The sequence below is a fragment of the Indolivaga alginatilytica genome, assembly GCF_003201355.1.
Taxonomy (GTDB): Bacteria; Bacteroidota; Bacteroidia; order Bacteroidales; family Dysgonomonadaceae; genus Dysgonomonas_A; species Dysgonomonas_A alginatilytica.
The window spans coordinates 156,381-179,338 of sequence record NZ_QICL01000004.1 but is presented as its reverse complement, the minus strand read 5'-3'; the positions used below and the strand labels follow the sequence as shown (position 1 = coordinate 179,338).

Genomic DNA, 22,958 nt, shown 5'->3' with positions numbered 1-22,958 from the left:
ATATCTGTCATAGTTCCCATAACCGCAAAGATACCAAAATACAATTTTAATTATGAAAATATCCAACATTATCAAATCCAATCTGGCAATCACCTACCAGCAAGGCGAAAAGGTTCGGGACAGGATTATCAAGAAGCTCTATCATGGAAAAAGGGCTACTGTCGATTGTGGTGGATTGATTTGCATGACTACACACTTCCTATATCCCATCACTGACCTTGTTTTGCTATACCCGAAAGAGTATTTGGAGAAACATATCAGGTTCACCAATATCAGTAAGTCCAATGCCGACTTATTACGGCGTTGCATTGATAACACATTAAAATTAAAAGAAAGTGATACATAACCTCAATGATTTTTGCCATAAGGTAAATGTCAAGCCATCCGATTTAATCTCAGATTCACAAAAACAGCCCCTACCATTGTATCGGGCTGTTTTTGCTTATCTGATGTACCCCACATATACGCAGACAGAGATAGGCAAACTTCTGAATCGCCATCCGTCAACCATCAATACGAGTATTAACAAGTTAAAAGATGCCAATTCTGTTGGCGACAAAAGTGTTAAACGAGTTTTCGACCAATTAAATTTTAATACCAAGCGTACCAAAATGACCCGACCCGACCTCACGCCACTCAGCAAAAAAGTATATGCTGCCAACAAAGAAAAAGGATTCCACGACCATCCGCACCCCGACAAACATCACCTATGCCTTATTGTGAGCGAATTAATGGAAGCCGTAGAAGCTCACCGCAAAGGCAAAAAAGCAGATTTGACGAAATTCTACTATTGCACAAAAAACAATACTGAATCAGAACACAAATCGGGCTTTGTCAAAAGTTTCAACACGTATATAAAAGATACGATAGAAGATGAGCTGGCGGACGCAGTTATCCGTTTACTGGACTTTGCCGGAGCTAGGAACTATGACCTTAATAACATCGCTTTTTCGTCCCAGATCGTGAAAGCTAAAACATTTACCGAAAGTATATGGGAAGTTATCACCGAGTTGGTAGCATGTGAAGAAGAAGAATCGGTTTACTGCACGATAAGTCAAATTGAGGAACTGTGCAACCGTATGTTTATCAGTCTATGGGAGCATGTTGATTTAAAGTTAAAGTACAATAGAACCCGCCCTTACAGGCATAACAAGCTATATTAATTAATAGCCCTTATCGTTTTGCCGTTCTAATTCTATAATTATAGCATCCTTTTTTTGTAATTGCTCATTCTGATCGAAGATAGTGAGGTAAAGATGTTTAGCTAATTCTTCCTGAATACTGATAATTTGTTCCAAAGACATTTCAGCTTTAGTTTCTTTACCTCTCTTCATTATTTTCATCATAGAAAATTCAAATTGAGGTTTTACCATACGCCCTTGTCCTGTTAGCAACCATTCAGAATTTATCTCAGGGTAGGATTTTAGTATAATTGACAGATTATTACTGGTTATACTATTGCTTTCTATTCTTAAAAAAGCATTTGAAAGATTTGTCCTTTCTAGGAAATCCGTGTAATTGACATTTCTTTCATCTAAAAATTTTTTCAACCTTTCTCTGGTTGAAAGTTCAAAGTCCGTTCTGTTCATTAGTCTTATATTTAATTATTTCGTAAGTACTATTACGATACATGATGTTAATATGTTAAGTTGCAAATTACAAAAATAACATTAATTATTTTTCTATTAACTCAATACTAGCAACAAAATACAATTAAATATTTTAATTATACCGACTGGAGATGTTTCAAAAAGTTTTCGTAAAAACCAGCAAATTAGTTAAAATAATTCCATTTATCGTTATTCTTTTAACTAATTTTGTACTTGTTGTGGTGTAAAAAATTGAATACTAGAAAACTACACGTAATAAATAAAGCTAATTATAAGCTAGGGAAGTCAAACAAATGTACACAAAAGAGAATCTATGAAAAAAATCAATTAGGGAAGTAAAATCAGAGTGCAGATTGATAAATAAGAACAGAGAATACAACTTAATAAATTCTTAATATGAAAGATAATAGACAACAAAAGCAAAGCACACCCTCCAGTGAAGAAATAAGCATTCCTAAGTACATTGAAATGAAATTCAATGATAAACAAAGTATAACAATCGGAAAAAACGAAGAAGGAAAATTCCTCTTGCATGTTGGCGATTCGAAAATGACAGAGCTATATAATACATTGCTAATATCCGAAGAACATTTTCTCTGTTTAATTGCTTCTACAATAATATATTTCGAACATTATGAAATAAATATGATGGAGAAAATCAGGGAAATTATAGGTACGGAATCAATCACGTACAAATATCCGTTGACTGCTCCCGAAAAAGAGTAATAAAATAACTCATTGTAGAATACTTAATCAGATTATGATGAATCTGTTATTTAAAATTTATGAAAAATAAAAACAATAAGGTATATATTCCCAATAAACAGCAATTCCCAAGACCGAATAATAGAAAAAAGCAAAACAATAGCCAAAAAACAAAACAAATAAAACCATCGACCGATGTCATAATAAATAATAAAAGCATTGACTTTAAAAAATTAGCACTATTGGTAAATGTCTGTCATTTGGTAGCTGATGTCAACGAGCAGTTGGTAATGGATATAAATGATATTCTGAAAGATGCCGACCCAAGATTAAAGTTGCAATTTGAACGGTCAATAAGGCAGATTAAAAACCATACAGCCGATATGGTGCGTTTTGTCGATACAAAAATGGATGATACATTTTCTGAAAAATTCGGTAATGCGGCAGATGCCCTGAAAGAAATTATTATGAACTACATTAATGACAGCATAGTAACAAATGGATAGGCTTTTAACTCGTTACTGCAACTTGGTTAATATTAAAATAGATGATATGAAAGGAAAGTCCCATGCAAACGGACTCCCGACATATCGGCATATTTTTTATTATTGTGTTAAAACCAGATTTTCAAATGTGAAGCTACGGCACATAGCAGCAACTACGGAGAAAAAAACGTCAGGGGTAGGATATGGTATAAAGATAATCGCAAATCAGATAACTCCCATTACTAAAGCCGGAACTTCAAAAAATGTTTTAACCTCAGAAATGCAAATTATAAAAAGTTTTGTAGTCGCTTTTTTAAAGATTTGCCAAGAATACAAAGAATCAGAATTAGAACTACCAAAAAAATAGTAATTCCCCCTACCCATTTCAGAAATATATCGGATTCTTTCTGTATATTTCTTTCGGAAGTACTTTCAATACTTCTGTCAATTGAAGCATTGATTGCTGCATGATTGGCTGACTCGGCTACATCATTCCTTGTACTGATATTGGATTCGTTGAAATGGGTTTCTTCTTCCTTTTTTTGGGATAACGTTAGTTCCGTTTCCTTTTTCACAGGTGGCTTGCCCGTTTCAGGCAATACAGGCTTTTCAGTATCATACTCGGTTTCTTTTTTTTTAATACCCATACTTTCAGACAATACCTTTTCGATAATAGTCTTAATGTCAGTCTGTAAATTTGATTTCCCTATGGAATGGCTTTTCATATCCTGAACGATGTTCTCAGTCTGAGCTAAATTGACATTTTCGCTTTTCGATGCCCTGCACGTTGTCAAAAGTACCAAAAGCAAAGAGCCAAGCAGTATAAATACTATATTTCGTATTGTAATTTTCATTACATATTATTATATATCGTTGTTATCACTCCTTTCAGTATAGTAGCATAGTTCGGGTCGGTAGCATATCCCGCTTTGGTTATTGCTTCTGCAAATAAATAAGGGTTATACCTTACTTCTAATGCTTTTGCATATCGTTTATTCTCATGGAAAAATAGTCCGTGATCTGTAAAACTCTGCTCCGGCGAATTGTACTTTCTAAACCAATCCTTAATTCGATACTCATATTTTCCATCGGCACGTTTAGTTACCGATATTATTTCGGGGAATTGAATATCTGGTCTATCCAATACCTCTCTCGTAGTCAATAATTGACGTTTGTTTTCGGGCGTGTCTTTTTTCGCTTTCACTCCAAAGAACATATTACCTACCGCACGCTCCCCCCATCCGCTTTCTAAGGCAGCCTGAGCCAGAGTAAAAATGGCATCCACTCCTGTCTTTAATTCTGAGTCTTTTGCATAGGGCAGATAGGCTTTGATAAACTCTTTAGGTGTTAGTTTTTGCATGGCTATTCCTTCTTTCTTAGTTTACAATCCAACACAATACATTTGTACCCCTTTAGTTCGCTAATATCCTTCGAGTTCTGATTTACTACGATTTGAAGTTCGGCAACAATAACCCTCAGTTCTGCATTATCCCGCTTCATCATTTCCTTATCCTCCCTCAAATCCTTTATCGTTTCCTGATAAACCTCCTGAACCGCCTTCATCGCTTCGGCTTCTGCCTGTTTCTTTATAGACCGCCATTTCACAATAGCCACAATTCCACCTCCGGCAATGAAAGTAAGAATTGGTTCAAGAAAAGTCGTGAAAAACTCGTGCATAGGATTATTGTTTTTTCTTTGTTTCAGCCAAAAGATCAGCCTCCACTTCTTTGACAATATTTTCAAAAACGGTTAAGTGTTCAATCGGAGCAACCCTGTCTAAAAAGTCGGTGTTCAGTCTTCCATGTTCCTTGCGGATAAATCCGATTTGTTCAAACTGATTATCTGACATTGATGAAATCGCACATTGAATAGAGTTCAGTTCGTTATTGATAATAGAGTAGTTAATGGCATAAGTCACATTGCCTATTACTACCTGTCCGTCTTTAGTAGTTACCGTGTTTGTTATTTGTAGCATAGTTTTGTAGTTTGTGTTAAGGTTAAAAACAAAAAAGCCCGAAAAGGAATGTTACTTCCGTTTCGGGCTTTATGCCTCTTATAATGAGTATAAATATACTACAAATTAATTATTCTGACAAATAGTGCGATATAGTGTGGTTGTTACCTATGTAACGGATGTAATAAACATCTTCCGAGTAGTTGAAAAATATATACCAAGTTGTATTTTTATTTCGCTTATAAGATACATAATACATATTTTGACCGTATTTATCAAAATAAGAAGGAGCAGGTTTTTTGTGCTTACGGGCAATACCCGACTGAATATCATCGACCAGATCATTGACATACTCTATCGCTGCCTCTTCAAAACCGAAATAATCTTCTTCGTAAAGAATTTGTATCAATTCTCTCAGAAAGATACTTGTTGCATGAGAAAAACGAACTTCCATCTACTATTGCTGGCTAAACATTTTATGAATTTCCTTTTTCATAACCGTTTTGAACTCCTCTGGCGAATATGAGTTTTTCAAATCTTCTTCGGTTATTACCTGCTTTTTGCTCTTGTACATTTGTTCTATTCTTGCATGAACACGCTCCTTTAATTCTTCGCCGGAAATAAAATCTTTTTCATCTATTGTCATAACAAGCTGATAGACTTTGCCATTGTCCTTAATCATTACTTGTTCGGTTTCCGCTATTTGAAAATACTTTTGCGGATTGCAATTAAATTCGTTTATGCTTATCGTACACATAATCTTATATATTTTAGCTTTACAAATTTAGGAAGAAGTATGCCATTCCAATAGTTTATCTGATTTTTTAACTTTAGCGTTTATAACCATTGAGCTGTTCATTCGGGAAAATAGTTGTTACTTTTTCAAAGATTCAGCTAGTTGAACTCTCAAAAATTCAATTTCCTTTTCCATTGTTTGAACCTCTCTTATCCGCAAATCCTTTTCGTCTTGTAAAAGGGTCTTATACAAATCTATTAAGTCGGGAGAAGTTTGGTTGTATGTCTGATGTATTTCGTTTGAATAGCCACTATTGATAAAAGAATTATCCTTAGTGTCTGTTATAGTCGAATTAAAGGAGTTCATGGCATGGTCTACGTCGAAATCTCTTAACGATTCTAAGGAACAACCTAAAGCATTAGCAATTTTTGATAATGTTTTTTCTTCAATTACTTCCTGATTTTCTAATTTAGAAATATCACATTGTGGTAAACCGATTAGATTACCGAGTGATTCTTGAGACATATTTTTTCTTTTACGTCTTATCATCACGTTAACACCCTGATGAGGTTTTTGTTCTACTGTATCTGTTGCCATAATATATTATCAAATAATGTTCTCCACGAAATTAATAAAAAATAGTCACATAAGCCTAAAAATACGCTCAAACTACATCGAATTTCATATCATATTTTTATTAAAATATAAAGATATAAATTTACCTCTATAACAAATAATATTTATTGTTTGAAAATAATATTTATTATCAAACTCTTAAAATATATTTGCGGATGCAATATTAAAAAATGGTATGTGTAGTAGCGTTTCAATTATAGTATTGTGTCATAAGATGAATTGTAGAGTCAGTTCATATTTGTAAAAATATTTAATATAAATGAGCGTTTAGCTCTGATTGCAACATTTAAAAGTCCAAAGATTTAATCACGTAACAAAATCAGAATAAACGTCTTTCTGCAAATAGCGGAGGGCGTTGATATATTCTTTTGCGTGGGGAATTGGACTTCCGAATGTTGCAAGGATAGTTAATGTTCCTCCGCTTTTTATTATTAACATTATTATTAACAACCTAGAATAGAGGATAAACAGGTCTAATTACTATTTGTATGGAAACAGGTAAACTTTCCGAAGGCACAATAAAAAAAGATGTTATTTTAAATAAACTACTAGAAATTAGAGTTTTAATTTTGCCAAAAATCTTAAAAGTTCCCGATTGTATTGGGCTGACTTTGGATGTAGTAATTGGCATATACCAAAATTACAGGTGCATTAGGACAGATAAAGATAACGAATATAAAGAATTGGAAATACCTTTATCTGAATCTACCCTGACATGTCGTTTTAAGAATAATATATGTACCGAGTCCTACCTATTTATGGACGGAAATTAATTATAGTTAAACAACCAATTCTCACTTATTTTAAATCTAATATTTTATCAGGAACACAACCAATTATTTATCAATCAATTGCTCTAAACCAGAGGTCTTTTACAGTTTACAATGTCTAAGCGATAACCTAAAGCAGAAATTGCTGTAAACAAGACCAGTTAGGGTGTCCTCTCTAACACTACGGAGGACACTCTTTCTAAAAAACCAACAAAATTAAATAAACTGTGATGGAGGAGAGGATTCTCCGGTAAGTTAACAATCAGAATTAATAATGAAAAGATTAAGCATTAAAACCTCGATTTTTCTCTATTTATTGCTCCAAATGCACTAAAACCATTCCCTAGAGAAAGTAAGAGGAAAAAAACACCTTACGGCTATATTCTCACATTATATTATTGTTAACCCATATACGGAGAGCGAGATAAGGGCAGCTTTAACGAGTCTGCCCTTCTCTTTTTTTATGTCCAGTTCAATGTAGAAACCACCATAAAATTGAAATCCCCGTCGTTCGGTGTCGAGTCGTCACCTGTGTACACCTCAAAATAAGTCGTCGTCTTGGCGGTCACATTCGCAAAACGCCCCATATATGAAGTTGTTTCACACGTTAAGAAAACTATATAATTATTTGCACTGGAGAATGGGGTCTGGAAAGTCAACTTATACCTACCTTCCGACACACGGGTAATACTCGAAATCGGGTCAGGAGTCGTCTGTTTGATTATCGTACCGCTTCTTACCATACCGATATTATACAGTTTCAGTCCGAACCCAGACTGATTATAGGAGTTCGTATTGAACCTATTCAAAATTATCCATCCGTAAAAGTTATTCCCTTCACCATAGCCGATCATATCCACCCCTTCGTATTTCTGTATAGTTAGTTCCGTTTTTTTGACCCCGTTCTCAAAAAAATACATACCATTCGGAGCAGATGCCGATATATTCCCAACAGGTGTTTTGCTCTCGAACTTTTCATTAATGATCGTTGCACGAAAACCATTATATTCCTTTGTAAATGGCACAACAAAAGCAATCGTCCAACCCAGTGTATCACCTGTTATCACTACATTGTTGTTGTCCTGCAAACCGTATGTCGAAAAAGTCGCACCACCGCCTGAATTTAGCCTGTATGTCCCGTTTTTAAACGGAGTCAGCAAACCACCTCTCAAAAATGCAGTTCCGTTTTTTCCGTCAAGGAACAAGTTAGGCACATTGTCTGTCTTGGCTATCGACTCGAACCTGTCCCCACTAACCGTAAAGCCCCCGAATTGTGCAGTCTGTGCTTTAATAGCTTCTGTAATAGCTGTACCTTTCATTATGATAGAACTACTTGCAAGTATTATTTTATTATCGGATATACTAAGTGCCGACCCCGCTATATGAGGTATATCTTCGGGTGCTGGCGACCATGCCGACGATTTTGTTCCTTCCTCGTATTGCAAGTTTGCCAGATAAAAAGTACCCGCCCCGCCCGAATAGAAACATACGCTGCCGCCACTCGTCCACGTACCCTGCGTTTCGAAACGCTGCCAAGCGGTAGTTACCGCAAAAGCCTTCGATCCTGTACCCCCTTCATGCGAAAAAGACACATTCATATTGGCTGCCGCTTTCATATACCCCGAAATAACATAGTTCTTGCCCGAAGTCCGCCTTGTAGCCGGATTTTGATATATCCCCTGACTACCCCCCGTAGCCACTATTTTCGTCACTTTCCCGAAAGTTGCATCGGCTTCGATAGTCCTAGTACCCCCATTTGTTCCCCAGCTTGTAAAGTCCGGGGAAACAACGAAATTCGAATTTAAAAGTAAATTCCTTCCCCCGATCTGTACCTTTCCCACTTCAAGGGTAATATTGTCTGCTGTCTGGTTTATCTTCGAAATCAGAGTCTCGCCCGTACCCAGTGAATTGATACCCGTTTTTGTAACAAGGTTCGTGATCGAGGTATCTGTTATTGTCTGTTGGGCTTTCGACACATATTCGTTGATAACCGCCCATGCCGAGCCGTTCCACCTGTAAGTAGTATAGCAACCGTTTGTCAGGCTGATTTTATACCACAAATCGCCTTCCTTATGCCCCACTTCGGGAACTGCGGGTGTGGCATCAGAGTAATAGGTGCGGTTTCTCAGTCCCGAAACAGCGTTATTATCATAGTCCCTTACATAATACGTCCTGCCAGCCGTCGATTCTTTATATGTCCCCTCGATTGCCGAGTCAAACAACGGAAACCAGTTTATGCCATCGGCAGAGGCTTCGGTTTTTGTTTTATAGTATGTCCTGCTGTCTAGGTTATAGTGCCATACTTTCACTTTCGATATTTCAGATACCGCACCTAAATCTACGACAACATATCTCAGCCCTTCTGCTACTGACACATAAGAAGCTGAGTCAGTACTACCGTTGGTTATGCGTGTATTGGTCGAATCCCCCGATACGGTCTTATTCAGTGCAACATTTGTTCCCGCCGTATTTAGAGCCATAATCTGCACCCAATGGTTGCCCGTGTTGGCGGTACTGCCGTTCAGCCAGTCCCGGATATAACGTATTTTCTTTACGGCTGTGTTTTGTGCGTTGGTGGCTGCCGTATCGTCTGTATATTTTGTGGTTGCTATCCAATCCGAATCAGTAAAAGACCCTGTAAGCCGTGTCACCGTGCTTTGCTTTATTTCACCCGTATATGTTATCCAAAGGTCATTCTTTGCGTAAGGTATAACGGGTCTGTCCGTCGTACCCGATGTCAGCGACTTATAAACAGCGTTCTTTCCGTCTACTTTTGTAACGGTCGATTCAATTTTAGTTCCCTGTTGTACGATGGTCGATTCAGCCGAAGTAACCCTGCCTTGTAAGGCTGTAAAATCCGTTTGGTTCGCTTTTGTAATAATCTTATCGTCCAGCACCTTGAATGAAGTATCGACAACCGAAGCGGTCTGAACCTGTAACAGATCATTAATACTCGGTTCTGTCCCATCGAGCCGATGCACCATCGGATTGAAAAAATATTGCAAATCCGTCGCATCGCTCGAATAGAACAAATACGACCTGAACCTTACCGCTTGGTTAGAAGCGTTGAATTTATAATCAGTTCCACTTGAAAACAAACGCCCTGCCATATCGTAAACTCCGCCTATTCCGCTATTAGTAGTTACAGCATACGGATGAATGATACCCACCATTAAAAACCATTCATTCGTTCTCAGAGTAGTACCAGACCAGAAGTAAGGATTCGTATTTGCCGTGCCGTTAAGGTTCACTACTTCATAACATCCGTGATAGGTAGTTCCTGATTTCACTTTTTTGACGAATACCGAGTAACGGTAAGCATATTTTGTATCCAGCAGAATGGGATTTGTAACCCAACCGCCGGCAGCGTTCCCGTCCAAATTGGGAATACATTTCCAGAGCATAGATTGTAAACCGAATGGATTTTTACCCATTTCACGAATGTTTTCATCGGTTGTACCGTTGTTTCCCCATCCTGCAATTGCTGAATTGCCGACAGTCCATGAATCTTTCCATTCAATATAATTGAGTGTCCCCGCATCGCCCTGATTACCCTTGTCGCCGCTAATCCTGACGGGTAACGTCCAGCTTGTAGGTGTAGTGGCTGGAGGTATAACCAAACCTGTTCGCATCCAAAGGTATTCGCCCGCCACTAAGGTAGGAGGACTCGAAGCCCACCCACTCGCAGGGGCTACCGCATCCGATGTGCTTTTCGCATATTGGTTTACCGTATATTGCCCGTCCTTTGCTGCTCTTTTAATCGTAAATTGTCCCTGTGCTATAAGAGCCATAGTATTATTTGTGTCAAGGTTATTTGTAAGTAATTAAAGCCCCCTCTCTTTTGGAGAGGGCTGGGGTGAGGTGGTTGGGAGAGGTGTTTATCCATTGAGTTCTACCCCGAAAACCGTCTGATAAGTAGAAAGCAGATCAGCTTCTGTTAAAGTAATTGAACGTCCCGTTTTATATCCACTCGTACCCCAAGTCGTATCAAGGACTCCACTTGCATTGTTACGGAAAAATCGGCATGTCTTACCTGTAAAGAAAGTATCAGCCATTTTAGTTGCCCCCTGATACACGTCTATTTTAGCGGTTATAGAAGCCCCTGTCGAAATACCGTTTCCAAGTGGAAAATCCATACGAATATCATACGGGTCACTCATATCTATAAATGAAATCGTGTCCGTTACTTCCTTGTTATAGGTCGAGCTTCCCGTGTCAGTGTCCTTTATTGTGCATTTGAATGTCGCATAATTTAGTACTGCACTATTGGGAATTGTGATCTTTCGTGTCGTGTAGCCTGCAACGTTATATGTAGCTGCGTTTGCCGAAGTTAATTCCACATAAGCCCCCGAAGTCTTGATAAACCAGCGATAAGTTACGTTTGTACTGTCGATCTCAGCACCCCGCCACATATCGCACTCAGCCGATAGCGAAGTGATGCTGCTGTTTTTGAAAATCACACCGTCAGCCGCCGTACATACGGCTATAATACTTGCCCCTGTGTTGGCAACTTTTGTAAAGGTCATAGTCGCCGAAACAGGCATTTCTGCCAAAGAAACGGGCTGAACGTAAATAGCGTTACACTCGATTACCAACTGATTCACTGAATCCATATTTTTATTGATCGTCAGGGCGTAGGGTGCGGTAGTCGCTGCGGTAGCCCCGAAAGTTGTAAGCGTAGTACTTCCGTTTATCTTCCATGTCGGGGCGGCTTTTAAACGTGCGATCTGTGTTCCTGTTTCCCCTGAAACTAAAAGGTCAGGTGTAATTTTTAAGTTCGTTGTCGCCCAATTGGGCGTATAAGTCGCTGGATCGGGCGTGTAGATTTGAGTAAGTGCCTGATTGGATTGTAACAGAAAGTTTAGTGTTTTCCCGTCAATCAATCGCCTGATAGTAAATTGTTGTTGTGCTAATACTGCCATGTGAGTTAGAATTTTGCTGTTAGTGTTTTGTTTTGTATTAAGTCAAGAAACGTGCATACGAATGTCGTGTCGCCGGATAAGTCCTGTTCTGTCAGGGTTACAGTATTCCCCGCATTCACATGAAGTTCGTTCCAAGTCGGGTCGTTCAACGTATTCTCAGAAATACGTTCCCATTTGAATTGGTGAATATCCATGTCAGGTGTTATATCCTCGTCCGATTCGAATACACGGACACTGATTGTTGCGTTATATGGTTGGCTCGGTCTGTAAAACTCGTAGCTCGGTGTAGCGAATTTCTCCAGACGCAGCGATTTGCCTTCTGCTACTTGCTTCTGCCAATACGCAGAACTAAGGGAAGGTATTTCAGTAGTCGTTTGTCCGTCGGGAACAATACAGAGCCATAATGCCCCGTTATACGATACACGGTCGTAGTAATAGCAGACCATTCCGTTAGACCATGTTCCCCGATCTGCTGGTACTCTTATGCTTTGGTTGCCGCTTTTTACCTCGAAAGTACCTGTAAACTTATTCCCCGAAGGTGTAATTGCAGTGACTTCTTTTCCTGTCAGATCGTAGCTGTTAATCCCTGCATACTGCTTGAAGCTCGGTGCATCGAAGCCGTAAGCCGAAATCAGGATAGCCGACTGCCTGTTTGCGTCGGTACGGTTTCCGAACTGTATCATTTCGTCGCCTTTTGTGGGTACACCAGATCCGTCAGCATCCGTTTTCGATAGTTTTAAATAGTCTGTTCCGATAGCCGTGACCCTTCGCCAGTAGTATTTAATATTCTGTCCGTTGAATCGTCGGCAGATTACTTGGTCGTTAAGGGCAAACTGATTAATAATAGTTCCTTCTGCTGTATCGAAATAGCATACAAAACCATCAGCCTGTGTTATCACATCCGAACATAACATATTTGCGAGAGATAACAATATCTGACCGCCGACGCTTTTTATATCTGCAATTGTCAGCCTGTTGAAAATTGTATCACGGCGTACCATTAAATTATCAATCTCGCCGTATGACTGCCCGTTGTTCGGGTTCTGCCACACACGAAAGCCGGAGCCGAATTGTCCCGAAGTAAAGGTTGAGTTCCCGAACTGATTGGAAACGACATCTTTTTTTGCCGTGACCGTATCGAATACCGTTAATTCCTTTTCCACCGATACGTTTTGAACAAATGTAATATTCCCTTCTGCTGTATCGTCAAATACACGGCTTAGGAAATACTTAGTGCCATAGGACGCAATCAGCGATTTTACTTGGTCTATTGTTATCCCTGTATTGTTCGAAGCCAGTTGAGAGATAGCGTTCTGCATTTTTTCGATTGCCCCTGTTACTCGTTCGTTGCTTAATGTCACTTCGTAAGTGGGAACTAACTTCGCACCCACTTCTATTTTTAAGGTCTGAATAATGACCGAAGCATCAATCTCTAGGTCGGTATCGTCAAAATTGAGTATATCGCCCTCTTTGATGCTCTCCCCGATAGCGGGGTTATTTGCCATAAAGATTTCGTCGATCTTCGGGGTATAAGTATATTTCGTTTCATCGTGTAGGGGCAGATAGTCTTTTGCTGCCATCTGTAATCGCTGAGCTGCCGCCTTTACATAGACATCAGGCATTTCAATACCGAGAATGACAAACTTATCCCCTGCGTTTACTTTATATAAGTTGTTCGGAAAAGCCGTTCCCCCTGCTATGGTGTCGTCCGTAAAACGTTTACAGGTTATTTTATAACGAGTAAACCCCTGAACCGTATCTTTGACTATGCCGTTATCCATCACATCGAATATACGTCCGGCACACATACCGCTTGTCATGCTTATCTGCATCGTGTCCGAAGTAGCAAATTTATATTGCTTGTTATTGTCTTTTTCGGACAGGTCGAAACCCAAATCTTTCAGGTAAATGGTAAACTCGGCGGGTATCTCTCCGCTTCCTTCTTCGGGCAGTTCGCCGCTATCGGTGGGATTATCGGCACTCAGGCACTCGTCTATATTTCCGTTATCCCCATTTTGGAGAGAGACATATATTCCTGCATCCGAAAGTTGCTGCTTTGTCATGCCCTCCAGTGACGGAAAGATGTCGGGCAGATCGTCCGAGCCATCGAAGTGAACAGAGCCTTCCCGCAAGCCGTATTCTGCCATTTTCGGGGAGTCGATAAATACCTTCGCAGGGTCAGCAATGGTATAAGGGAAAGAAGGCAGCATCAGATTAGGGATATATACCCCGTCAGAAATATAGGGCTGACCGTTCGCTTTTTTGATCTTGTTATAATATCGGTTGGGGATATTTCGGGTGTTTCCATAGGCTCTCAGGCGTGTAATAATCAGTGCATCCTCATTCGTTGTTTGCTGTATATCATACAACCCTTTCCCTTTTCCGTAGCCGAATACCTTACCCACCGCCATACCAGCCGTACCGATGGTGATAGTTCGGTTTCTGACAATAAAGTTTACCCCGAACTCCGAGCTTGCCAGTGCCACTGCATCCCAACAGTTTATTTTGCTGACATTGATAACCTTGTCTTTGGTAATAATATCATTTGATACGATCACGACCCATTGTTCCGCACCGCTATATACTCGGTTCAAATTTGCTTGTATGCGGTCTGCCAAGTCTTTTACATTGTTTGCATAGAAAGAAAAGTCGGGCAGACTTGTATAATGGATGCCGTTGTCCTGCAATACAACGTCCAGAAATTCAACCCGTGTCAGTTCGTCGGCAAGCGAGTTAAATTTGATATTGTCGTAAACGAAGGCAGAGCCGTATGTTCCTTTTCGGGCTTGTTTCTGTTTGGCTGGGATATAGTTCAGTGTAAACCTTTCTCCCCGATAGTCAAAATAATCTCCGATCTCGAAATAAACAGGGTACTCCGTTTCTATTTTAGCCGAAACGAAGCACTCGCCTAAGAAAGTCCCCTGATAGGTAAACTTATGTATCTCGGCTTTCTGTATTTTTCCGTCTTTCGAGTATAAGTGTAGCATTTTGTATTAAGGTTGTGTTTTAATCGCTTTGCGTCTTTCTTCCCCTCCTTTGGAGGGGTTAGGGGAGGCTTATGTCCGTAATAGGGTCGTTTACTTTCAACTTCACAGAGAACATAACTACATCGTCCTGCCCTTCACGGCGGTAAAACACATCTTCCGAGTAGCTGACATAGCGTACATCGGTACGCCCTATTTTTGTATAAGTGTCGTACATCCTGAATTTGCCACCCTCTGCCAGATAGCTCAGAAAGGCTTTGATTTTGGTATTGGCTGTTCCGTTCGTCCCGATAAAGACAAACTGACAATCAATCTCGTATGCTTTGTAGTAGGGGGTATTAGATAAATATTCATCGTCCCCGTGTTCATCCATCCAGTCACGGGAAGGCGGTTCTTTGATGTCGGGGAATACTTTAAAGGGGACACTTTTTATATAAATACCCCATTCCATACTGTCCCTTACAGGTGTATTACCCGCTATTTTCTGAAACAGACAAGGTTTATAGTTTTGTGCCATCGTTTGTGTGTAAATGCAAAAAGCCCGAAAAGGATTTCTCCAATTCGGGCTATGTGCCTCTGTATCGTTTACACAAATATAGCTATTTTTTAGGATGTGCCAAAATTGGGAATACCTTCATATTTCATCCCGATAGAATGCTTCGGATGGAATGAACAATTCCCACCCGATAAATCAATTTTTATATATTTTAGCAAAAAAATGGCATTTTTTTAGAAATTAACCCATCATATTTTACTGTTTTAACAAGACGGCTCTAAAAAAATCCGCATGTCGTTTTTTTAATTTCTTAACAATGTTTATATTAACGTTTTTAAAAGCTGTAAAATCTGTATGGGGCAAACAAACCTATAATTATAGTGTTTTATCATACTGTCATTGATACGAATCATTTTTACATATTTTAGCAAAAGGAACGCCATTTTTTTTAGAAATTAACCCATCATATTTTACTGTTTTTAATAAGACGGCTCTAAAAAAAATCTGTATGATAAGTATACTTACTATCTGGTATATATCTTAATATAAGTTATTTAGATTGCTATGGCTTTAACAAAAATCTATATAGGGCAGTAAAAGTATTGTTTTTTGCGTTATAGCGTGCTAGATTTGCAGGATTAAGAACTAAACTAAACCTAGCGTCCAAATTAATCTATTATTCCCACATTCAAAAATTGTATTATGAAAATTAAATGCTTTACCTTTTTCAGTTTACTATGTTCCATTGTATTTGTTTTTTCTTCCTGTTCCAATGCCGAAATAGAAGATATGGGTCTGGGCAATACAGGCGGTAGCGGTGATCCCAAAATAGAGTCATTGAAAAACGCAAATCAAGTAGTTAAAAACAGTAGCGACACACTAATTTCTAACCCGCAACCACAAGTGTTTTCTGCCGGTCTGGGAAATACGGGAGGAAGTGGCGACCCCAAAAGTCAATTTGTTGATACACCCAAAGAAAGTATAGCTACCGATCAGGATAGCGACAGTATCAAATAATCTGAATAGTAACAGTCTCTAAGGAGATATACCAACACCAATTTCTAAGCCTGTTTAATAACGGGTTTAGGGATTCCTGAGCATTAGAACCAAATTCTCACTTCTATGACAATATCATTACAAAAAAGCACCTTATTCCCAATCGTACTACTTTTTTTGTTTTCATGTACAGATAACCGTTCAGTGGACTTGCTAAAACAGGCTCAAAATGAGGCAGCAAACAATCCATCAAATGCCATTATTCTGCTCGATTCAATTAAAAGCCCCGAAAAAATGGGAAAAGGCAACTACATGCAATATGTAGTAACCCGTGTACAAGCAAGATACAATAACGATGAAGATATAACTGGCGACACTCTTGTATTTGAAGCTCAGAAATATTACAATGACATAAGTAATTTTGACAAAGCCGCAGTTGCTAACTTTTATGCGGGGACAGTATATCGTTCACAACACGTACCCGAAAAAGCTCTTAACTCATTTTTGCTCGCAACAGCGTATTCCCGTAAAGCCAAAAATACGATGCTGGCAGCCAAAAGCCTTCATTTCTTAGGAAATATATACTTGGAACAAGGCATTACCGATAGCTCCATTGTACATTTACACGATGCACTGAATCTATATAACAACGAATCCGAAACAGGTATAAGGCGATTACAGGTTATGTCAGCGTTAGGGCGTTCGTATGATCTGGCGAACAAGTTAGACAGTGCATATTACTTTTTCAACAAATCATTGGATTTGGCAAATGAAACGGACAATGCCGAGCATAAAGCCATACAAGCCTATAACTTAGGATATATCACTATGAGGATGAAGCAGTATGATAAATCAACCGTTTATCTGAGTAAGGCTTTAGAGCAAACAGCTAATACCAAAGATTCGCTCAAAATATATCTGAACCTCTCCTTATTGTATAACGAAAAAAGCAAACCCGATTCAGCTAAATATTATACAGACTTAATTAAAAACCAAGTCTCTGCAATTAAAGATAACTATTTACTTGAAAGTATTTACGGTTCATTATCCGATTATAACTCACAAATAGGCGATGTCAGCCAAGCCCTTTATTATAAAGGATTACAAATGGAAGCTAACCAAAAGATATTGGAGGAAAGAAGTACCGAAAAACTGTTCAACGCTGAAAACAAATATCAGTTGCAGATTCAGGAACAAGAACATAAAGCAGAAAGAAAATTCTTTGTATTACTGCAAGTCACAGTTTTTATCTTGATGCTGTTGGCAATTATGTTTTGCCGTAAAAGGAAATACAAAAAACTAAAAAAACTGGAAGAAAAAGTACATTCCTTAACGCAAGACCGATTATTCGAACACAGCATAGCAAGTAAAAGCTACCTTGAAAATGTGTATGAACACTTCATCATCGGGTGGTCTGACATAGAAACCAAAGTCAACCAAATATTATTGACAGGAAGGGAAGAAATAGACATAGAAATCTATATCGAAATCAAGGCAATGGTTGACGCATTGAAAAAGCAAACCAACGAACAATTATTGATCGTGGCTAAAGACTATCTTTCAAGTGACCTCTATCTCGGTAAAAAACTTTCGGGAGCGTTAACCGACACCGATCTTATAATATTGATGTTATGTCACCTTCAATATTCCGAAGAAGCCATTGCATTTATAATAGATAGCAAAGGAAATACATTTAATCTTACTGACATCAAATGGAATATTGAGCGAAAATTACATCAGGCGGGAATGAATGAATTTAATATAAAAGCTCTGTTATATCCTGAATAGATTTTTAAATTATTCTATTTAGATAGAATAATTTAAAAAAAAGTTTAATTCACAACCATATCTTTATATATTTGTTTGTGGAGTGTTTTTATATACTTCACAAACAATTTCTTCTAACACAATTAATAAAACACACTATGGCATTTAAAGCAATACTGAAAGTAGAAGGTGAAGAACGCACCTTATTAACTTATCACAATTACCTTTTTGACATGTGGGGTGTCGACTTTTCAAAAGTCACTAAAACATATCCAACACTATACGATTATATGGCGGTCGCCAAAGCCTCGCCCTATGCTTTCAGACGTTACGGCGAACCATTGGGCGGACTTTTCGACTTCACAATGGAATCGACCGACGACGACGATTTTTTCTATCACTGGTTCAAATCAAATCTAAAAGAGGGGCGTACATACCTAAATCATGGTGTGATAGAACTATACGACCACAAAGACGAATATATGCCTATGCGACGTATCGAGTTTTGGGATGCGTGGATAACTGAAATTTCGGAACATCATAGTGCATATTCTAACATACCTATGATACTAGCCTTCACAATCTCGCCTGCGACTATACGTGTCAATAAACAACTCGTGTTCCAAAAGAACTGGAAGCAGACCGATATAAACCAACAAGGAGGACAACCGCAGGAAAAAGCCGAACCCGCTATAAAGCGTATTTATTGGAAAGGACGGGAAAGAGGTATTGAGCGTAAAGATATAATGCTGAATCATTCGACTGATTTAGAAATTGAATTTAGCAAATTTACCGAAGGTGACAATGTAGAGTTTACCGTAAAACAAAACAAAGGCAGACGAATAAAAGGGCAAGCCAAAGAATTTACAATCAACGGTACGATTGAGGAAAACGGCACAATGACAATCCCGTACTTTAAAGTAGAATGTGACTTTAAAGCAGATAATCAGAATTTTGGTAATATCGAATTTTACTATAACGATAATAAAGTCGGAGAACTAAAAGAGAATTTCGGATGGACGTGGATTAAAGATGGTGGATTATTAAAAATATTCGCCAATATTGAATCTAAAGTAAACTATTTGGCAATGGGCTGTACCGAAGGTGATTACAAGGAAGCAGTAAACAACCAATTCAAACGAACACTTGAATTGTCTTCGGACGGGCTGGTAACAGGTAAGCTGTTCTTTGACGGGACATATACCAAAGAACCACCGCAAGTTGTCCCCAAACTTGACATTATCGAAGAAGCCAAAAAGGTAGAAGGATTTTTCACATTAGGAACTCAAACGACTGACGTTCATGCCAAAGTCGAATCAATGCCTATCGACGATTCCTTTTTAACCACAGACTTAGGAGAAAGCGGAGTACACGAATTACTCCATACATTACGTTTGCACCACCCTTTTGCCTTGACACAAGCGGAAGATACCAAACTGATTAATATAGGATGGGAACGCCTTATTACGGTTCAGGGAACAGACCCAAATATCGCCTACAATATTATGAATTATGATGTTAAAATAATTGATGGGAAGAAACTAAGCGATCTTTGGAAATTAAAACGTCCCGAATACATCACTAAAGGACAATTACAGTTTATATTCAATGAAATTGACAGGCAGCAAAAAGGAAAAGGGACAGTCCAAGACGTAGCCGAAGCCTCACACATCAGATCGGAATGGGACACATATTGGGATGAAGCAAATTTCCCCGGTAAAGAATTAGAGGAACAAATTAGACCTAAATGAATAAACCAAATGAAAAAACTTATATTGCTTCTATTTATAATAAACCTGTCATATTATGTCGGTTTCGCACAGAACAACTATTCCGAAAACAACGATAATGTAAAATGTTCTTGTTGCAAAGATTCATTATTAAATGAACCTGTGTTCCTGCAATCTGATACACCGCCCCGATTGCCCGATAATCAGGCTATCACTGACATAGTAATAAGGGATTTGAAAATTCCCCTAAGCCTAGTTGACGAAAACGGCGATTCTATTTATGTAAGACCTTTGACAATATATGCAATTATAGATTCCAAAGGGAATGTTGTTTGTTATGGAAAAGAAGAAAGGAGGAAAAAATCTAAGAATATCAATAAATGCGATGGCTATGTCAAATTGGTTCTGGCATCATTCTCGAAAGTTCAGCAATGGATTCCTGCCTCCCAAGACGGTATAAATATAGCCTACAAATTATACATTCCGTTTAACCCAAGATTTCGCAGATAAATTATTAAAATAAATTGAGAAACACTTTGTTATTTAAACAAATATTAATATATTTCGTGCGTATTACTCGTATAAAAAACACATAACAATCAGAGCATTATGAAAAAATTGTTATTTACCTTAATCTTTACGTTAATTCCCATTTATATTTTTTGTCAAACGGTGAATCCGTTTCAAAAATTAGGCTATGATCTATTGGTCGCCACTTCATCCAAAGGCGAATTTGAAGAATTTCACGACCAGACGGATATGGTTGAAATCGGTTCTGTATTGTTCGACACCAAGACGAAACAGATCGTAAAAGTTCTCGATGAAGGACAAACAACTATTGACATCCCTGCGGCTACGGCTGCGATGTCTATTGATCCTCATTGCGAGAGATATTACTGGATTTCACCCTATGCTTATGCCGCAAATAATCCAATTAAATTTATCGACCCAGACGGACGGGATATTTACCGTTTTGATGATAAGTCGGGACAATTTACTCTTGCTGTGCAAAATAACGATAAAACAGATCAGATTGGAAAATTCAAATATGATAAGAAAACCGACACTTATACCTTGCAAACAAATAAAAAGGGAGAAGCAAAAACCCGAATGGATGGTATTGAGAAAGGAATTTTGAAGGATGGCATTAATTTTAAAACTGAAAATAACCTCGTAGCAGTCGGTGGAGAAAATCAGGCTACATTGAGTGGTGTTCAAGATTTTATTATGAATTTTTCTGAAATGGTTGGTGTTGAGATAAGCGGATATGATCTTGCAAATAAAGGAACTGAAAACATTAGCAATGTTCATATCGGTAAATATGAAAACAATAAATATGATAAAGCATACAAAAATTATAATGGGCAAAGGGACTATCCTTCTGTAATGGGTAATCTTTATGAACATACTGATTGGCATACACACCCCTCACGAGCAGCCGTTAGCGATAAAACAAGACCTTCCGAACAGGACTTAAATGGTAAAAGCAATACTCAAAAGTATCATAAACAGGTGAAGAAGTTTACAATTCTTACACTAGGCTATTCACCAATAGAATATTAATTATGAATATTTTAAACTTAAAATTGATTTTTGGGTTGGCTATCCTTTTTATTTGCTGTGCTGCTATGCAAAATAGAGTTTATAATGACGATTTGCGTAATGAGGCAATTAGAATAGCTGTAAACGATTTTCTGGATAAATGCAGTTTGCAGAAAACAGACAGCGTTTTTTCAGTAAATATCTATATTGATAATGATGATATATTGGGAGTCAGTATTTCAAGCGTACATGAAAATAAAATCTATCCAAGTACGAAAGATAAAATTGGAGCAGAAACGAATATTTTTCCATCACATTATATAGAACGGAATAATAAATTAATATATTGGGGGGATTCCACTCAGATATTATCGAACGAAATAGTTAATGTACTGTCTAAATACAATCAAATAGATTCAACTTTTATAAATGATGAAAAGGCTTATCCTGAATTTGTCATAAATGAAAAAATTAGAGGGGCACATTATTATTTCTGTAAAAAAGACTTATCCCAATTTAAAAGAGTAGTTACCAATAAGGGAATGAACTCTTATGACCCTCCAAAATTGAAATGTAACAGCAAATAAATATGAAATATGTTACAACGAATTATACTTGTATTGATTATCAGCTTACTTGTAACTAATATCAATGCACAGCAGACCTATTATAAAGAAGCATTTACAGGAATTAACACCATGCTTTTCGATAATAGTCCACTTGATTTTCAAAAAGCAGTTTTCCTGACTGAAAATGCTTATTATGAAGGGGAACTGGATGAAAAGAAGTTTAAGGATAATATTCAATTATACACTTCTATCTGCAAAAGTTTAATGACTAATGGCAGTCTTGAATATACAGAGAGGGATAAAGAGGTCGCTATGGCTCAATGTGCCGTATTTCTTTTTATGACAGATACAGTTCGTATTTCGGTAGGTACTGATATTGTCGGTAGCATACCATTTTCTTATAACTATGAAGATTACGCAGGGCAAAAAGAATGGTCTAATATGTTTGTCTCTACGCTTTTTGATACTAATAAAGGCAATTGCCATTCATTACCCTATTTATATAAAATGATAATGGACAAACTAGGACAGGAATGCCACTTAGCCCTCGCCCCCAATCATATTTATATAAAAGCACAAAACAAAAAAGTAGGCTGGTACAATATAGAACTTACTTGCTCCGACTTTCCTACTGATGCGTGGTTAATGGCATCAGGCTATATCCATATAGACGCTATCAGGAACAAAGTTTATATGAAGGCTCTGACTGACAAAGAAGCCGTAGCCATGACCCTCTTGGATTTGGCACAAGGCTATCAGGCAAAATGCGGAATCGGTGACGGCAGCTTTATTATTAAATGCTGCGATACAGCCTTAGAACATTTCCCCAACTATATCAATGCCATGTTGCTTAAAGGAGAAATACTTACCGCACTCTATAAGCAAACGCCAGACAATAGTAGAATGGAAGAAATGAACACCCTATATGCTACCATACATCAACTCGGTTACAGAAAGATGCCGTCTAAAATGTATCAAAACTGGCTCGGCTCACTCAGTGCCGATAAATCCGACCAACGCATGAGATCGGTAGTTATAAAAAGATAAAGTGTAACA

The 22,958-nt window shown here is 38.0% G+C and carries 24 protein-coding genes; 12 read left to right on the top strand and 12 right to left on the bottom strand.

Features of this window, described 5'->3' with window-relative positions; translation table 11 throughout:
- Window positions 1-52 precede the first annotated feature (52 nt).
- Together CLV62_RS05905 and CLV62_RS05900 are read left to right on the top strand one after the other, a co-directional pair.
- Window positions 53-346: an STAS-like domain-containing protein gene (locus tag CLV62_RS05905; RefSeq protein WP_110309856.1), complete on the top strand. Its 294-nt coding sequence runs from the start codon at window positions 53-55 to the stop codon at window positions 344-346.
- Window positions 336-1,163, top strand: a complete 828-nt coding sequence (locus CLV62_RS05900; RefSeq protein WP_110309855.1) for a nucleoside triphosphate pyrophosphohydrolase family protein — start codon at window positions 336-338, stop codon at window positions 1,161-1,163. The genes CLV62_RS05905 and CLV62_RS05900 overlap by 11 nt, the downstream gene beginning before the upstream one ends.
- Here the strand turns inward: CLV62_RS05900 and CLV62_RS05895 are convergent, their stop codons facing one another.
- Window positions 1,164-1,589 carry a hypothetical protein gene (locus tag CLV62_RS05895; RefSeq protein WP_110309854.1) on the bottom strand — a complete coding sequence of 142 codons (426 nt, stop codon included), beginning with the start codon at window positions 1,587-1,589 and terminating at the stop codon, window positions 1,164-1,166.
- Between the two features lie 417 nt (window positions 1,590-2,006).
- Here CLV62_RS05895 and CLV62_RS05890 point away from each other — a divergent pair, with 417 nt between their 5' ends.
- Both CLV62_RS05890 and CLV62_RS05885 read left to right on the top strand, forming a co-directional pair.
- Window positions 2,007-2,336: a hypothetical protein gene (locus CLV62_RS05890; RefSeq protein ID WP_110309853.1), complete on the top strand. Its 330-nt coding sequence runs from the start codon at window positions 2,007-2,009 to the stop codon at window positions 2,334-2,336.
- A 59-nt stretch (window positions 2,337-2,395) separates the two neighbouring features.
- A complete protein-coding gene (locus CLV62_RS05885; protein WP_110309852.1) occupies window positions 2,396-2,821 on the top strand; it encodes a hypothetical protein in 426 nt (141 codons plus the stop codon).
- A 266-nt stretch (window positions 2,822-3,087) separates the two neighbouring features.
- On the opposite strand, the gene CLV62_RS05875 is transcribed toward CLV62_RS05885, so the two are convergent.
- The 7 genes from CLV62_RS05875 to CLV62_RS05845 all read right to left on the bottom strand — a co-directional run bounded on the left by CLV62_RS05875 (window position 3,088) and on the right by CLV62_RS05845 (window position 6,087).
- Entirely contained in the window at window positions 3,088-3,654 is a 567-nt protein-coding gene (locus CLV62_RS05875) for a hypothetical protein (RefSeq protein WP_110309850.1), read from the bottom strand.
- Window positions 3,654-4,160, bottom strand: a complete 507-nt coding sequence (locus tag CLV62_RS05870) for a glycoside hydrolase family 73 protein (protein ID WP_110309849.1) — start codon at window positions 4,158-4,160, stop codon at window positions 3,654-3,656. The genes CLV62_RS05875 and CLV62_RS05870 overlap by 1 nt, the downstream gene beginning before the upstream one ends.
- Before the next feature lie 2 nt (window positions 4,161-4,162).
- Window positions 4,163-4,477 (bottom strand): hypothetical protein, encoded by a 315-nt coding sequence (locus CLV62_RS05865; RefSeq protein WP_110309848.1) that lies wholly within the window; start codon window positions 4,475-4,477, stop codon window positions 4,163-4,165.
- A 4-nt stretch (window positions 4,478-4,481) separates the two neighbouring features.
- On the bottom strand, window positions 4,482-4,775 hold the full coding sequence (locus CLV62_RS05860; RefSeq protein ID WP_110309847.1) for a hypothetical protein: 294 nt from the start codon (window positions 4,773-4,775) through the stop codon (window positions 4,482-4,484).
- A 109-nt stretch (window positions 4,776-4,884) separates the two neighbouring features.
- Window positions 4,885-5,208, bottom strand: a complete 324-nt coding sequence (locus CLV62_RS05855) for a hypothetical protein (RefSeq protein ID WP_110309846.1) — start codon at window positions 5,206-5,208, stop codon at window positions 4,885-4,887.
- Window positions 5,209-5,211: 3 nt separating this feature from the next.
- Window positions 5,212-5,511: a hypothetical protein gene (locus CLV62_RS05850; RefSeq protein WP_110309845.1), complete on the bottom strand. Its 300-nt coding sequence runs from the start codon at window positions 5,509-5,511 to the stop codon at window positions 5,212-5,214.
- A gap of 117 nt (window positions 5,512-5,628) precedes the next feature.
- A complete protein-coding gene (locus tag CLV62_RS05845; protein ID WP_110309844.1) occupies window positions 5,629-6,087 on the bottom strand; it encodes a helix-turn-helix domain-containing protein in 459 nt (152 codons plus the stop codon).
- Between the two features lie 527 nt (window positions 6,088-6,614).
- Between CLV62_RS05845 and CLV62_RS05840 the strand changes: the two genes are divergently transcribed.
- Entirely contained in the window at window positions 6,615-6,899 is a 285-nt protein-coding gene (locus CLV62_RS05840) for a hypothetical protein (protein WP_110309843.1), read from the top strand.
- Window positions 6,900-7,357: 458 nt separating this feature from the next.
- Here the strand turns inward: CLV62_RS05840 and CLV62_RS05835 are convergent, their stop codons facing one another.
- The 4 genes from CLV62_RS05835 to CLV62_RS05820 all read right to left on the bottom strand — a co-directional run bounded on the left by CLV62_RS05835 (window position 7,358) and on the right by CLV62_RS05820 (window position 15,319).
- Window positions 7,358-10,687, bottom strand: a complete 3,330-nt coding sequence (locus tag CLV62_RS05835) for a hypothetical protein (protein WP_110309842.1) — start codon at window positions 10,685-10,687, stop codon at window positions 7,358-7,360.
- 87 nt (window positions 10,688-10,774) lie between these two features.
- Window positions 10,775-11,818 (bottom strand): hypothetical protein, encoded by a 1,044-nt coding sequence (locus tag CLV62_RS05830; protein WP_110309841.1) that lies wholly within the window; start codon window positions 11,816-11,818, stop codon window positions 10,775-10,777.
- A 5-nt stretch (window positions 11,819-11,823) separates the two neighbouring features.
- Window positions 11,824-14,805: a hypothetical protein gene (locus CLV62_RS05825; protein WP_110309840.1), complete on the bottom strand. Its 2,982-nt coding sequence runs from the start codon at window positions 14,803-14,805 to the stop codon at window positions 11,824-11,826.
- A gap of 58 nt (window positions 14,806-14,863) precedes the next feature.
- Window positions 14,864-15,319: a hypothetical protein gene (locus CLV62_RS05820; protein ID WP_110309839.1), complete on the bottom strand. Its 456-nt coding sequence runs from the start codon at window positions 15,317-15,319 to the stop codon at window positions 14,864-14,866.
- A gap of 681 nt (window positions 15,320-16,000) precedes the next feature.
- Between CLV62_RS05820 and CLV62_RS05815 the strand changes: the two genes are divergently transcribed.
- From CLV62_RS05815 to CLV62_RS05785, 7 genes are all read left to right on the top strand, one after another.
- Window positions 16,001-16,315 carry a hypothetical protein gene (locus tag CLV62_RS05815; RefSeq protein ID WP_110309838.1) on the top strand — a complete coding sequence of 105 codons (315 nt, stop codon included), beginning with the start codon at window positions 16,001-16,003 and terminating at the stop codon, window positions 16,313-16,315.
- Between the two features lie 105 nt (window positions 16,316-16,420).
- The gene (locus CLV62_RS05810) at window positions 16,421-18,082 is read left to right on the top strand and encodes a tetratricopeptide repeat protein (protein WP_110309837.1); all 1,662 of its coding nucleotides are present in this window, start codon (window positions 16,421-16,423) and stop codon (window positions 18,080-18,082) included.
- Window positions 18,083-18,219: 137 nt separating this feature from the next.
- The gene (gene tssD / locus CLV62_RS05805) at window positions 18,220-19,812 is read left to right on the top strand and encodes a type VI secretion system tube protein TssD (RefSeq protein ID WP_110309836.1); all 1,593 of its coding nucleotides are present in this window, start codon (window positions 18,220-18,222) and stop codon (window positions 19,810-19,812) included.
- A gap of 9 nt (window positions 19,813-19,821) precedes the next feature.
- Window positions 19,822-20,301: a hypothetical protein gene (locus CLV62_RS05800; protein ID WP_110309835.1), complete on the top strand. Its 480-nt coding sequence runs from the start codon at window positions 19,822-19,824 to the stop codon at window positions 20,299-20,301.
- A 99-nt stretch (window positions 20,302-20,400) separates the two neighbouring features.
- Window positions 20,401-21,354, top strand: a complete 954-nt coding sequence (locus tag CLV62_RS05795; RefSeq protein WP_110309834.1) for an RHS repeat-associated core domain-containing protein — start codon at window positions 20,401-20,403, stop codon at window positions 21,352-21,354.
- 2 nt (window positions 21,355-21,356) lie between these two features.
- Complete coding sequence (locus tag CLV62_RS05790) at window positions 21,357-21,920, top strand: hypothetical protein (protein ID WP_110309833.1); 564 nt, start codon at window positions 21,357-21,359, stop codon at window positions 21,918-21,920.
- Between the two features lie 9 nt (window positions 21,921-21,929).
- Complete coding sequence (locus CLV62_RS05785; RefSeq protein ID WP_110309832.1) at window positions 21,930-22,949, top strand: hypothetical protein; 1,020 nt, start codon at window positions 21,930-21,932, stop codon at window positions 22,947-22,949.
- Window positions 22,950-22,958: the final 9 nt, after the last annotated feature.